This is a genomic window from Eubacteriales bacterium mix99, assembly GCA_038396605.1.
Taxonomy (GTDB): Bacteria; Bacillota; Clostridia; order Caldicoprobacterales; family DTU083; genus UBA4874.
In genome coordinates, this window is sequence record CP121690.1 from 2,155,518 (window position 1) to 2,169,002 (window position 13,485).

Sequence of the window (13,485 nt, forward strand, 5' to 3'; positions counted from 1 at the left end):
TACCCACAGGTGAAAGGATTCATAGACCATACCATTCGAAAGCGAGGAGGGTTTGTTCATGGAAGAGAGAAAACTGACTTGTATCGTCTGCCCCATGGGCTGTCAGTTGAATGTCACCCTGAATGGTGATACGATTAGCCGTGTAACAGGAAATGGCTGCAAAAGAGGCAGTGCTTATGCGCGGGAGGAGTGCACCGCGCCGAAGCGGGTGCTGACGACAACGGTTCCCGTTGCGGGCGGGGCTTTTCCTCTTGTATCGGTAAAAACGGAGCGAACTGTGCCAAAGGAGAAGATCCGGCAATGCATGGAGGAAATTCATCGCATTCATGCATTCGCGCCGGTCCGGATCGGGGATGTTCTGCTGGACAATGTATGTGGCACCAACGTCCATGTGGTGGCTACGCGGAATGTTCCGGCTGCCAGTATGAAGGCAGAAAGCCCGAAGGTACGGAATGAGGATAGCAGGCATGGACCTGCAGCCATGTAAATGGAAGGGAAATAAAAACCGGAGGTGGGGCTGTAGTGAAACAGGACCGAATGCAGGAGACAGGGTTTTCCAATCTGCCGTTAAGCGGGCTGCTGAGGGAGGAAGGCTTTGCGTGTCGCTGCGGAAAGCATCATCATACCGATGTAAGGGAAGTCCGAATCGGGAAAGGGGTATTGCGGCAATTGCCGGAGATTGTAAAAAAGTATGGCGGGACAAAGCCTTTTCTCCTTTCCGACCGGAATACGTATGCGGCAGCGGGAAAAGAAGCAGAGTCCGTTTTGAAGGAAAGCAGCATGGATTTTATGGGCTTTTCTTTTCCCCGGGAGCACCTGGAGCCGGATGAATTTTCCGTCGGCCAGGCTGCCATAAATTTTGACCGGAGCTGCGACTTTATTGTGGGGATTGGTACCGGTACCATCAATGATATCAGCAAGATGCTTTCCAAAGTGACCGGCCTTCGGTATCTGATTGTGGGGACCGCCCCATCCATGGACGGGTTTGCATCCAACACCTCTTCCATGATCGTAAACGGCGTGAAGGTATCTTTGGACAGCGCCTGTCCGGTTGCCATTCTGGCAGATCCGGATGTGGTGTGCCAGGCTCCCATGAAGATGCTTCAGGCGGGATTGGGAGACATGCTGGCCAAATACGTAAGTATCTGTGAATGGAGGATCTCCCATCGGATCAATGGGGAATATTATTGTGAAGAGGTGGCTGCCCTGGTGCGGCGCTCCCTGAAAAAGTGTGCGGAGTCCGCCGGCGGATTGGCGGACAGGGATCCGAAGGCTGTGACGGATGTGTTGGAAGGCCTGATATTGTCCGGGATTGCCATGGGATTTGCCGGCATTTCCCGTCCGGCGTCCGGAGTGGAGCACTATTTTTCACATGTCTGGGATATGCGCGCACTGGAGTTTCACACAGGCAGTGATCTTCACGGCATTCAGGTCGGAATCGGCACCATATTGGCCCTGAAGGTCTACGAAAGGATCCGGACCATTCAGCCGGACCGGATAAAAGCTTTGGAATATGTGAACCGGTTTGATATGAAAAGGCACAACGCGTTTCTGAAGGAATTCCTGGGTTCCAGCGCCGGCAGTCTGATCCTTCTGGAAAAGAAGGAAGGAAAATATGACCGGGAGAAACATGCAAAGCGCCTGGACATCATCCTGGAAGGGTGGCAGGATATTCTGGATATCATGGAGGAAGAGCTGCCGCCGCGATCCGAAGCCGTTGCCCTGCTGCAGTCTGTCGGAGCGCCTGTGGATCCGGAAGCCCTGGGGCTTTCCGGGGAAGTGGTCCGGAAAACGTTTCATGCAACCAGGGATATCCGGGATAAGTACAATGCCAGCCGCCTTCTGTGGGATCTGGGAATGGCGGAGGATGTCGCAGATGCCCTTTGGCCCTGTGAATTCATGCAGTGAATCAAATTGACTTTGCCTTCCCATGCCTGTAAAATAATATTGGAAGTTACAGGAGATGAGGGAGGGCAACGCATGAAAAAATACATACTGGCACTGGACGAGGGGACAACCAGCTGCCGTGCCATTTTGTTCAACCGGGAGGGAGCGGAAGTCGGTTCCGCTGCCAGGGAATTTCGCCAGATTTATCCCAGGCCTGGGTGGGTGGAGCACGATGCGGAGGAGATCTGGCAATGCCAGCTGGGCAGGATCCGTACGGTATGGAAGGACTGCCATGTATCGGCGGAGGAGATTGCCGCCATCGGCATTACGAACCAGCGGGAGACCGTGGTGGTATGGGACCGCAGTACGGGAAAACCGGTGGGGAATGCGGTGGTGTGGCAATGCCGCCGGACCGCTTCCATTTGTGAGGATCTGAAGCAAAAAGGGCTGGGAGAAGCGATTCAGCAGAAAACCGGTCTGGTGATTGACGCTTATTTTTCCGGCACCAAGATCAAATGGATCCTGGATCAGAATCCCGGTCTGCGGGAACGGGCAAGGCGGGGAGAAATCCTGGCCGGGACCATGGATACCTGGCTGATCTGGAATCTGACCGGGGGGAAAAGTCATGTCACGGATGTCACCAATGCTTCCCGGACCATGCTTTGCAATATACGGGATCTGTGCTGGGATGAAGAGCTCCTGAAGCTGCTGGACATCCCGCGTGCCATGCTGCCGGAGATCCGGACGTCCAGCGGATATCTGGGAACGACGGATCCGGCGCTGTTTGGCGCGGAGATTCCCATAACCGGAGCGGCAGGGGATCAGCAGTCCGCCCTGTTCGGTCAGGCCTGTTTTGAAACCGGGGCATCAAAAAGCACCTATGGGACCGGCTGCTTTCTGTTGATGAATATCGGGGAGAAGCAGATTCTGTCGTCCCATAATCTGCTTACCACCATTGCATGGGGGATCGGCGGGAAAACCGAGTATGCCCTGGAGGGAAGCGTTTTTGTTGCCGGCGCAGCGGTCCAGTGGCTCAGGGATGAAATGGGACTGATCCGGACAGCTGCGGAAAGTGAGAAACTGGCCATGTCTGTACCGGATACGCAGGGTGTTTATATGATACCGGCCTTTGTCGGACTGGGGGCTCCCTACTGGGATATGTATGCACGGGGTGCCCTGTTCGGCATAACGCGTGGGGTGAACCGGAACCATATTGTGCGCGCCGTGTTGGAATCCATTGCCTATCAGGTACGGGATATCCTGTCCGTCATGGAGGAGGACTCCGGGATTCATCCGGCTGCTCTGAAGGTGGACGGGGGAGCATCGGCAAATAACTTCCTGATGCAGTTTCAGTCGGATATCCTGAACGTTCCCGTGATCCGTCCGGCCAATGTGGAGACCACCGCTCAGGGAGCGGCATTTCTGGCCGGGCTGGAAGCAGGGTTCTGGAAGGATAAAAAGGAGATCCAAACGATATGGCAGGCGGAAAGGGAATTTGTTCCGCAGATGGAGGACGCCGAGAGAACAGAAAAATATATGGCATGGAAAAGGGCCGTCAACAGCTGCCGGAGCTTTTGACAGCTCTTTAGCCTTAAATATATCGCACCCAGGAAGCAGCCGAAAGGCTTCTTTTGGGTGCTTTATTTCTTCAATTTACTATTGAATTTATAATTGTATAGGGTATAATTTAATCAGGAACCAAAACTTGTCACAGGAGTCTTAAATCTTGAAATTGGTTAGGAAGGAGTTTTTCTGATGAAAAACAAAAAAAGATTTGGATTCATTTTGGCATTAGCTCTTTTAGTTTCAGCACTTTTCATATTCATCGCAATTGCTTTTAAAGATGATCCATTTACAGTGCTTGGGAAGTTTTACAAGGGTAACATCGAAAGAAAGGCAGAAGTTGATGATAGCAAAGTGTTAGCTACGGTTGGCGGCAAAAGGATAACTCAAAAGTTAGTAGATGACTATAAGATGTCTTATGAAATTTTTGGTGACAAAAAATCGGAGGAAGAAATAATAAAGAAGATTGCAACCGACATATTATTGACGAAGGAAGCACAAGAACACAATATCACTGTAAGTGACGATGAGGTAAGCAAGGTAATTGAGGATCAGATGAAACTTCTAAAAAAAACAACAACCTATAAAGAATTTCAGAATTATCTTTCGGGAGCTGATATTACGGAAGAGGAGTACATTAAAATAGTAACGCCAATTTACAAAAAGCTGATTATACAGGGTACCTATAAAAACAAAATATTAAAGCCGGATTTTAAAGAAAAAAACAACGATATTTCGGAAGCGGAGTTTCATAACGCCTTTGAAGATTACTACCAGAAATATAAAGAAAAATTGTTTGATAATGCAGAAATAAAATATCTTAATTAAAGGCTTTTCAATTGTTCAAACCATTGAGAAACTGAATAAAGAAGACAGGCTGACCATTGTGTGGATTACACATCGGGACAGGACTTTGGAGAAGGCTACCCGAGTTGTGAACTTAAACCAGTATGATAGAAGAAAGGATGGGATTGCATGATTAAGATGGAACCGGAGGGGAGTGAATGCTCCTGGAAGGCAGAATAGATTAGTGCACGGATAGCTAAGCAAATGAACGCAACAGTGCGAATTAGTCAGGAAAAAAGCCATATTCTGATATAGTAAGGAATACGGCGTTATTTTTGCATGGTATAGGATTTGACATACCAGGTGACAGGCTGTATAAATAAATTAGAAGATATTGGTATGGTTTGTTGGAATAATGTCTGTACCGCCACAGTGGCAAGTAAAAGGAGGGTACCATGAAAGGTTGGAAATTCTCTAAAGTTCTATGTGTGTTGTTGACTTGTCTTATACTGCTGGCGATGGCGGTACTCATGCGGGGCAATCGAATGCCGGCAGCAGCGAAACAGGAGGAACCTGTGCAGCACGGTATGGATTCCGTTGGATACGCATCTGATTCCGGCTCCACGTATTTGGGTACAGACCATGTGGCGGAATCCGGGGAATTATCGCCAGGACTGAATGTAGAAGTATTACTGGAGGAGTATTCACTTGGTATGAACAGTGTACCAGGCTTTCCGTTTCGAATTGACGTGGCAGATGGAATGGAGTATGATCCTGTTTTACAGTCTATAAATGTATCGGTGGACAGAGGAGAGCTGAATCAGTGGAATCGTGAGACAGGCATTGTTGTGTCAAAAGGGCGGTCTGATAGTGTGTCCAGGGGGGAAACCCTTTACTGGTCTCCCTTGGATGGCCAGACTCCCATGGAGATCAGCAAAGCTACAATATCCATCGAGGCAACTTTCGATAACACTGTGATTGGAAGGCAACAGATCCATTTAATCCGGGATGAATCCGGTAATTACCATGCAAAAGTTGAAAAGTCTGAGCCGGCATAACTTGCCGGCCTTTCTTCTATATTAAGCACTATTTGATTTGTTCCAGGTTACCGATCAGAATATCTCCCTTGATTTTTGCGAGGTTGATTTTCTTTTTGGAAACCACGTAATTGAAGTCATACAGAGCAGCATCAATTTTGCTGTTCAGATCCGAATCAGGTTTGGATATCTTGACTTTGGCTTCCTGCCAGGCGGGTTTCATTTCTTTCAGCAGCGGTTGGGTCTTTTCCCATTGGTTCTGCTGACCGTACAGAATGATCTGTCTTGCCAGGCTTTTTACTTCCTTTACTTCCGGTGGCTGATCATGGGAATAAAGTTTGAGAAATTCCGGGTAATGGGAATACAGGCTGTTTGCCGCAATCAGCGTTTTTTCTTCATTGCGGGCCATAATTTGCTCTGTCAGGGCAATCAGCTGCTCTTCAAAGCTTTTCATTGTTTCCGCCATGGCACCATCAGACTTTGCCTTCGGCTCGTATGTGTTCCAGTTTCGATGGAGGGATTCCGATGTGGATTCCAGTTCCGTCCAGTCCGGTAAAGGGACAGGCTTTGGAGTTTCCTGCGGCCCCTGCTCTTTTTGCCCTTTTTCCTTTTGCTGTCCTTCGTTTTGATCATTTTGCTGATCCGGCTTCCGGATATCCTCATCATCATCCTGGCCCTGCTGCTTTGTCTGTTCTGATGTCTGTCCGGAATTACTTTGGTTGGAGGGGTGCTGTTGTTCCCTCTTCTGTTTCGCTCTCTTTTCCCGGACATCCTCCAGGTCCCCGATCATTTTGTCTGTATCTTCTTCCATCTGGCTGAGTGCCTTGGGAGGATTCTTTTTATGATCTTTTTCCTCCTTCGGCGCCTTCGGCCGGAGTATGCCGCATCCTGCAACCATCAGGACTATAAGAATGCCAGTCAAAGCATATTTTGCACATTGGGCAAATTTACCATTCAATCCAATCACCTCGATTTTAGTATTTCCACCTGCAACGGATTCATTCTTGCCTTCGCATATGACAGACCATATTGCAGCGCAAATAGGAAAGCACCAGATATATTAACAGATATGGAAGAAATCCGTAGGATTTGTGAGAATTACTAAGCATACATATGAATGCGCCTTGATATAAATAGTGTTGGGTATAAAATAATAAATGAAGGTTATTCATTTTATTTAGTTTTAGTACTCACTTGGAATATTTTTGATGGCATAATAGACGAGACATAAAACATATTTGAAAGGCAGATGTACAGCTTGGAATTTACAAGACTTATCAGGACAGAAGTTCATTCTCTGCTGAAGAGACGGGAATTTCTGATTGTCATGACGATTAATCTGGTATGGATGATCGTGCCGTTTTTGATGGATTGTATGAAATACTATCAAACGGAGATAACATATATTCCTCCGGCAAATGAATTATGGGTCGGTTTTCATAATCATATGGGTGAGGCCTATTATTTGTTCCTTTTGCCTTTGCTGCCAGCTTTGGTCTATGCGGATACCCATTATCTGAATTTGAAAACAGGGATGTATAAAAACATATATAGCCGCTGCAGGAAAAGCACTTATATTTTAGCCAAAGGCGTCGTGATTTTGGTTTCCGGTTTTATAATCGTGTTTCTGCCATTGCTTCTCAACCAGCTTTTATGTTTCCTTATTGCTCCTCTTCACAGCACCAGGAATAGTTTAGGCGGCTGGCCTGCCTATACTTCTTATCCAACTTACACGCTGCTGTTTGAATCTCTTTTCCTCAGGAAGCCATATTTATATAATTTTCTGTATATGGCTATGGCAAGCGTCCTGGGCAGTATGTCTGCGCTGTTGTCCTATGCGGTTTCCTTCCTCAACGGGCAAAGCAGGCTGATCGTTGTTGCCACGCCTATGATTATTTATGTTGTCTGGAATTTTACAGCTGCGTTTTTATTAGGAGATGAATATTCCCTGTATGCTTATCTGTTTGGGGGAGGAGTCGCCGATCTGATGCCTTCCTATTTTTTCTTCTGTATGGCTCTTTGCCTCATGGTATGCCTGGCAATTATCTTTATGAAAGGCGTATTTAAAAAGGATGAACTGCACAACTGATTTCTGAAAAGATGGAAGGAAATGAGCATGCGAATACATAGAATACATAAAACTTATTTTTTTAAATTGCTGATCGGAATATTTCTTGCATTTGTCGTCGGAGGATCTGTAATCCCATTCGTTTCAGAGAAACCCTACTATGAGTATTTGTTTTTGATCAGCTACGGCGGGATCCGTCTTCCCGTAGAGGATGGCTGGGCGTATATCAACTTATTGCTGGATTCATTGGTATCCCAGATTTTGCTGATCTTTCTTCTTGCAAATTATATGTCAGACGATTTCAGCACCTGTTCTGTTTATATCTTTACACGAAGCAACCGAAAAGGGGCTTGGTTTTTACATAAATGTACGGACCTGTTTTTTCTTGTGGCTCTGTATTATATTCTGCAGTTTGCGGTACTGATTGTAGTCGGGAGAGTTCTAGGCAGACTTACGATATCGGACCCTGCTGCTTTCTGGCATATTATTCTTTCTGAGCTGGCCCTGCTGGCAATGTTCTCTTTTTGTTATGTCCTGACAGTGAATGTCTTGTCTTTGAAAATGGGGACGCATTACGCTTATTTGTTTACCGTACTTTTAGCTGTCGTATTTTCGGTATTGCCAATGCTTTTTCAAAACAGTACAGCAGTAAAATTTCTTCCTTTTTCCCAGAGCATGCTGGTATGGCACGACAGTAAGAAACTTGCCCTGTACCGTGATTTTGTTGGAAGCTGCATACCTCATTTTACGATTTTGTTCTCGTTGCTATATCTTATCGTTTTGATTGGTATTCTGCTGCTTATCGGCATACATCTTGTAAAAAATATAGAAATTATGGGAAGCGAAAGGAAGGATTGACGGATGAAAGCAATTCGTATGATTCATGTAAATAAGGAAATAAAAAGAAGACCTATTTTGAATGACATTAATCTGTCTCTGGACAGCAGCAGGATATATGGATTTCTTGGGCGGAACGGTTCCGGCAAAACGATGCTTTTTCGGGCTATATGCGGACTGATTAAACCCACATCGGGAGAAATATATGTCTTTGATAAAAAGCTGGGATCGGACATTTCCTTTCCCGAAAGTCTTGGTGTGATTATAGAAAACGTCGGGAGTATTTCTGGAGCTATGCATTTATTCTGCAGACTGTATTATTGCAGTAACCATATTGAACCTGGTTCTCAGCCTATTTACTCATGACAGCTCTCTTTTGAGGGACGCAATACTGCCGTTCACCATTCTGTTTGCTGTTTTCATTGCTATCTCCTATTGGACCGCCAATCGAATGATCCGGTTTCTTCAATCCGACAGTATATACTCTGTCCTCCGACGGGAGGAATAACATAACAAGAGATAAGAACGCCCTAACCCGGTTTTTACGAAGCAAAAACCCGGGGGAATTGTTGATAAAATAAGGCCAGAAGGCAAACCCTGGATTTCAGTAGAAGGAGGCTGTGCAACATGATCACCATTCGACCTGTTTCAGATTTAAGAAATAAATTCACGGAAATTGAGACACCGTAAAAAAGGGTGAGCCTGTTTATCTCACCAGAAATGGCTACGGCTCTATGGTTGTACTCAGTCTGGAACAATACGCCGCACTGACAGATGAAATCGAATTGAAGCTTGATGAAGCAGATAAAGCCGTGGCAGCGGACAGTACCCGTTATACGGAGGATGAAGTTTTCAACAGAGTGAGGGAGCGCATCTATGAGGGAATACAGCGAAAAAAGAAGTTCTTCGGAACTGCTTTTTTGTATACGGACACCTAAGTTTACGATCAAATATGTGAAATATTTTACATTCTCCGCGATTTATACTATAATAAAAAAGCAGTCTGTTTATTGAAACATTTTTACATAATCGTATAGATGCATAGCTATTCTTTTCTATGAAGGAACGGAGGATCCCGCCACCCGGCCATCGGAGGCAAAGACAGCATGTCCGGCAGTTTTGAGGACCGGGACGTTCCGCCTGCCGTGACGGCTTTTGCCCTGTGTCCGTGCTGTGCGGAGGACGTTCTGTCCCCGGAGTTCAAACGGGCGGACAGTCCGGTGGTACTGGTTCGTCTGGATCGGAAGGAAGGCGCACTCCGAACGAATCGGGAAAAATGTTGCAAAGAATGCGCCGGGATACAAGGATCAGATGATTTTCCGGTCCGGCGTGGAATATTTTCGTTAAGGACATACCTGGCCTGTCCGAAAGGGCTTTTCCGGGTGAAGAACCAATGAGTGCGTGAATAGGAGGCAGATCTGATGTTGACTGGGAAGCGTTGTATTCGTTCCGCTTCGGTGATTTCCCTGACTTTGCTGCTCTTTATTTTGGCGGGATGTGTCTTGTTTCCAAAGGAGGAGGAGGTACTGGCTCCTCCGCTTATGAAGCCGGTGGAAGTATCCTACAGCACCGTAAAGGCAAAGCGGGAAGATATTGTAAAGACCATTCAGGGTTCTGCCAGCTTTGTATCCACGGAGAGCAAATATGTGTACTTTTCGGCTCGCGGAGGGAGACTGAAGGCAATCTATGTCAAACAGGGGGACAAGGTGAAGAAGGGCGATCTTCTGGCGGAGCTTTATACCGATGAGGTGGAAAGCCAGATCAAACAGCAGGAACTCCTCCTGCGCAAGGCACAGATCACGTATGAGCAAATGAAGGAAAGCGGTGCCGATAAATATGAACTGGAGAAAGCCTACATTGACAGCAAAATCGCCGAACTGCAGCTCAAAGAGCTCAAAAAGCAGAAGGAGCAGTCCCGGCTGATATCGGATGCGGAAGGAACTGTCACTTACGTGGATACGAATATCGGTCCCGGAGACAACGTGGATGCCTTTCAGAATCTGGTACGGATTGCAAATCCGAAGGATCTGTACCTGGCGTATTCGGGCACCGATCTGTCCAGTTTTCCCATGGGGGCAAAAGTGGACGTTACCATAGGCGATAAGGGGTACCAGGGGCAGGTAATCCTGACACCGGCCAATGTTCCTTCGGATGCGGAGGAAAGCCTGAAGGAGCAGATCGGCATTTCCATAAAGGATCTGCCGAAAGATGTGGAAATGGGGGACAATGCTAAAATCGCCCTGATACTGGATGAAAGCAAGGATGCCATTGTTCTGCCCAGGCAGGCGGTACGCAATTACATGGGCCGGAAGTATGTAAACATCCTGGAGGACGGTCTGAACAATGAACGGGATGTGGAGACCGGCATTGAAACTGCCACGGAGGTGGAGGTACGCAAGGGAGTGGAAGAAGGAGAGGAAATCATTCTTCGTTGAGGGGGAATACTCATGATTCGTATGGTTTTGCGCAAGATGTGGAACAACCCCTGGATGATGGCCTGCCTTTTGATCGGTTCGATCCTCGCCGTGGCAATGGTCAGCAGCATTCCCATGTATACGGACGGGGTACTGCAGAGGATGCTCACCGGGGAGTTGGAGGATTATCAGCTGGATACCGGGTATTATCCGGGCAGGTATCAGGTCAGCGGAAGCTTTTATTCCAACTATGCCCAGGAAGACCGGGCAAAGGCCTACCGTATGCTGGACCGGACGATAACAAAAGAGCGGATACCGGAAATCCATCTGCCGGTCATCAGCAGCGCAAGGACGGTTACCATGGACTACTTTGCCGCACTGCCGGAGGTAAAGAGGGAGGAAGATCCGGAAAGACGGAATGTAAAAATAGACGGGTTACAGGGACTGGGGAAGCATGCAAAAATACTGCATGGACGGCTGTTTTCCGGAGAAAAGCAGGGAGACTGCTATGAGGTTGTTGTCACAGAGCAGGCAATGAAGGATCTGGACCTGCGTCTGGAGGAAACCTATGTGACCACTGATCTGGTGAAGAGGGTTTCCAGGCCCCTGAAATTCAAGGTGGTCGGGGTATTTGGCATGAAGGATCCGCAGAACCCCTATTGGTTTCAAAATCTGTCAGCTTACAAGTCCAGCTTTCTGATGGATTTTGACCGGATGATACAGGATTTTGTCCGGGAGGATTCCCCGCTTCTTTCCGATGCCCAGTGGTATTTTGCCTTCGATTACCATGCCATGACACTGGATGCCATGAAAGGGGTGCTGGATGCAGGCAAAATCCATAAGGCTTATTTTGACGAATACCGGAGTTTGGAATGGAAGTTTCCGGTCAATTCCATTCTGGAGAAATACAGCATCCGGGAAGCTCAGCTGAAGCGGACCCTGTGGATGCTGCAGGTACCGATTTTGCTGATGCTGGCCTTTTATTTGTTCATGGTTTCCCAGCTGATCATCGGGAACGAGAGAAAGGAGATCGCGGTCCTGAAAAGCAGGGGCGGGAGCGGACTGCAGGTTTTTGGCAGCTATTTTCTGGAGAGCCTGATCCTGGGGCTGACAGCTCTTTTGCTGGGCCCGCCGCTGGGAATGTTTCTTTGCAATATTCTGGGCGCCTCCAATGGATTCCTGGAGTTTGTCCAGAGGACGGCACTGCCCATCCGCCTGTCTCCGAAAGCTTATCTGTATTCCCTGTGGGCGGTTCTTTTGTTCATGCTGACGATGCTGATCCCGGCCTCCTTTGCTTCCAGGACCAATATTGTCCGGTATAATCAGAAAAAAAGCCGGGGAAGCAGACAGCCGTTCTGGAAAAGATTCTATCTGGATATTGTGCTGCTGGGCGTTTCAATATATGGACTGTATACTTATCACATGCGGCAGAATATCCTGCATATGACGGATGTGGAGGCATCTGCCGTCTCGGTGGATCCCCTGCTGTTCGTGATCTCCACTTTGTTCATTCTCGGAGCAGGGCTGGTTTTCCTGAGGATTTATCCGCTTCTGATCCGGTTTGTTTTCTGGTTGGGAAAGAAGAAATGGTCTCCCGTATTCTATGCCTCCTTTATCCAGGTAGGCCGGTCCGGCGGGCAGAACCAGTTTCTGATGCTGTTTCTCATCATGACATTGTCCATCGGGATCTTCAACGCCAATGCAGCCCGAACCATCAATACAAACTATGAAGAACGCATTCGGTATGAAAACGGGGCGGATATCGTGGCGGAGGCCTATTGGCCCAACAATGCCCCTGCAGAGGATCTGGGGCCTTCCATGGGGGAGGAGCCTTCCGCTGATTCCGCGAAGGAAGAACCCATTGAATATCAGGAGCCGCCTTTCGGGCCATTTGAAAATCTGAAGGGAATCCGGGAGGCAACCCGGGTATTTGTAAAGGACGGCGTCCACGTTTCCGGTATGGACAAGGAAGCCAGCCGCGTTCAGCTTATGGGAATACTTCCGGACGAGTTTGGAAGGATTGCGTGGTTCCGAAGCGGTTTGCTCCCTCATCACATCAATGAATATCTGAACTTAATGGCACAGGATCCCCGTGCGGTTCTGCTTTCTTCTTCCTTTCGGGAGAAGTATGAGGTAAAGGAAGGCGATTCCGTATTTCTTACCTGGGGGGATCAGGGGATGATGGAATGTGTCGTTTATGCCTTTGTGGATTACTGGCCAGCGTTTAATCCAAACCAGAGGGATCAGCAGAAGGAAAAGCCCGAGTTTGCGGTGGCCAACTACTCCTATATCCGATCCGGGATGGCATTGGAACCATATCAGATATGGCTGGACAAGGTACCGGATGCCAAAAGTGAAGAGGTGTACAACGATATCAAAAAGAAGGAAATTGAAGTCGTTTCCCTGAAGGATACGGATCAGGCTATTATACAGATGAAAAAGGATCCGATGGTCCGGGGAATCAACGGGGTGCTGACCCTGGGCTTCATCGTAACCATGGTGATCTGCATGACGGGATTTCTTATTTACTGGATTCTGTCCATTCAAAGGCGGGCGCTGAACTTCGGCATTTTCCGCGCCATTGGATTGTCCGGACGCAAAGTCATCGGCATGCTGGCCTGTGAGCAGTTCCTGATTTCCGGCTTGTCCATTGGAATGGGAATTGTCATCGGTTTGGTTTCCAGCGGGTGGTTTGTCCCTCTTCTGCAGATTGCCAACAACACGGCGGAACAGGTACCGCCCTTTCATGTGGTCGCCAGCCCAATGGATTTTATACGGATCTTTGGAGTGGTTTTCCTCATGCTGGCGGTCTGCCTGCTGGTGCTTGGCGTCCTTGTTTCGAGGATCCGCATTGCACAGGTCATAAAACTTGGCGAAGACTGATGGCACCAAT

The 13,485-nt window shown here is 47.9% G+C and carries 11 protein-coding genes and 2 pseudogenes; 12 read left to right on the forward strand and 1 reads right to left on the reverse strand.

Going from position 1 to position 13,485, the window contains the following annotated elements:
- Positions 1 to 58 precede the first annotated feature (58 nt).
- From QBE55_09495 to QBE55_09515, 5 genes and pseudogenes are all read left to right on the forward strand, one after another.
- Positions 59 to 412: pseudogene (locus QBE55_09495) on the forward strand (DUF1667 domain-containing protein).
- Between the two features lie 110 nt (positions 413 to 522).
- Positions 523 to 1,908 (forward strand): sn-glycerol-1-phosphate dehydrogenase, encoded by a 1,386-nt coding sequence (locus QBE55_09500; protein WZL77783.1) that lies wholly within the window; start codon positions 523 to 525, stop codon positions 1,906 to 1,908.
- A gap of 72 nt (positions 1,909 to 1,980) precedes the next feature.
- A complete protein-coding gene (glpK, locus tag QBE55_09505; GenBank protein WZL77784.1) occupies positions 1,981 to 3,465 on the forward strand; it encodes a glycerol kinase GlpK in 1,485 nt (494 codons plus the stop codon).
- 177 nt (positions 3,466 to 3,642) lie between these two features.
- Positions 3,643 to 4,278: a SurA N-terminal domain-containing protein gene (locus tag QBE55_09510; GenBank protein WZL77785.1), complete on the forward strand. Its 636-nt coding sequence runs from the start codon at positions 3,643 to 3,645 to the stop codon at positions 4,276 to 4,278.
- A gap of 413 nt (positions 4,279 to 4,691) precedes the next feature.
- Complete coding sequence (locus tag QBE55_09515; GenBank protein ID WZL77786.1) at positions 4,692 to 5,294, forward strand: hypothetical protein; 603 nt, start codon at positions 4,692 to 4,694, stop codon at positions 5,292 to 5,294.
- 28 nt (positions 5,295 to 5,322) lie between these two features.
- Here QBE55_09515 and QBE55_09520 read toward each other — a convergent pair whose 3' ends face one another.
- On the reverse strand, positions 5,323 to 6,231 hold the full coding sequence (locus QBE55_09520) for a hypothetical protein (protein ID WZL77787.1): 909 nt from the start codon (positions 6,229 to 6,231) through the stop codon (positions 5,323 to 5,325).
- 300 nt (positions 6,232 to 6,531) lie between these two features.
- Between QBE55_09520 and QBE55_09525 the strand changes: the two genes are divergently transcribed.
- From QBE55_09525 to QBE55_09555, 7 genes and pseudogenes are all read left to right on the forward strand, one after another.
- Positions 6,532 to 7,362, forward strand: coding sequence for a hypothetical protein (locus tag QBE55_09525; protein ID WZL77788.1), 831 nt, complete (start codon positions 6,532 to 6,534; stop codon positions 7,360 to 7,362).
- Positions 7,363 to 7,389: 27 nt separating this feature from the next.
- The gene (locus QBE55_09530) at positions 7,390 to 8,199 is read left to right on the forward strand and encodes a hypothetical protein (protein ID WZL77789.1); all 810 of its coding nucleotides are present in this window, start codon (positions 7,390 to 7,392) and stop codon (positions 8,197 to 8,199) included.
- Between the two features lie 18 nt (positions 8,200 to 8,217).
- Positions 8,218 to 8,544 carry an ATP-binding cassette domain-containing protein gene (locus QBE55_09535; GenBank protein WZL79911.1) on the forward strand — a complete coding sequence of 109 codons (327 nt, stop codon included), beginning with the start codon at positions 8,218 to 8,220 and terminating at the stop codon, positions 8,542 to 8,544.
- A gap of 261 nt (positions 8,545 to 8,805) precedes the next feature.
- A pseudogene (locus QBE55_09540) lies at positions 8,806 to 9,116 on the forward strand (type II toxin-antitoxin system Phd/YefM family antitoxin).
- Positions 9,117 to 9,284: 168 nt separating this feature from the next.
- Positions 9,285 to 9,575, forward strand: a complete 291-nt coding sequence (locus QBE55_09545; GenBank protein ID WZL77790.1) for a hypothetical protein — start codon at positions 9,285 to 9,287, stop codon at positions 9,573 to 9,575.
- A gap of 24 nt (positions 9,576 to 9,599) precedes the next feature.
- Positions 9,600 to 10,613 carry an efflux RND transporter periplasmic adaptor subunit gene (locus tag QBE55_09550; GenBank protein WZL77791.1) on the forward strand — a complete coding sequence of 338 codons (1,014 nt, stop codon included), beginning with the start codon at positions 9,600 to 9,602 and terminating at the stop codon, positions 10,611 to 10,613.
- A gap of 12 nt (positions 10,614 to 10,625) precedes the next feature.
- Positions 10,626 to 13,475 carry an FtsX-like permease family protein gene (locus QBE55_09555; GenBank protein ID WZL77792.1) on the forward strand — a complete coding sequence of 950 codons (2,850 nt, stop codon included), beginning with the start codon at positions 10,626 to 10,628 and terminating at the stop codon, positions 13,473 to 13,475.
- Positions 13,476 to 13,485 lie beyond the last annotated feature (10 nt).

What these genes read in the sequence shown, in the direction of transcription:
- glpK (WZL77784.1), top strand. Translation starts at nt 1,981, where the DNA reads ATGAAAAAATACATACTGGCACTGGACGAGGGGACAACCAGCTGCCGT.
- QBE55_09510 (WZL77785.1), top strand. Translation starts at nt 3,643, where the DNA reads ATGAAAAACAAAAAAAGATTTGGATTCATTTTGGCATTAGCTCTTTTA.
- QBE55_09515 (WZL77786.1), top strand. Translation starts at nt 4,692, where the DNA reads ATGAAAGGTTGGAAATTCTCTAAAGTTCTATGTGTGTTGTTGACTTGT.
- QBE55_09530 (WZL77789.1), top strand. Translation starts at nt 7,390, where the DNA reads ATGCGAATACATAGAATACATAAAACTTATTTTTTTAAATTGCTGATC.
- QBE55_09535 (WZL79911.1), top strand. Translation starts at nt 8,218, where the DNA reads ATGATTCATGTAAATAAGGAAATAAAAAGAAGACCTATTTTGAATGAC.
- QBE55_09545 (WZL77790.1), top strand. Translation starts at nt 9,285, where the DNA reads ATGTCCGGCAGTTTTGAGGACCGGGACGTTCCGCCTGCCGTGACGGCT.
- QBE55_09550 (WZL77791.1), top strand. Translation starts at nt 9,600, where the DNA reads ATGTTGACTGGGAAGCGTTGTATTCGTTCCGCTTCGGTGATTTCCCTG.
- QBE55_09555 (WZL77792.1), top strand. Translation starts at nt 10,626, where the DNA reads ATGATTCGTATGGTTTTGCGCAAGATGTGGAACAACCCCTGGATGATG.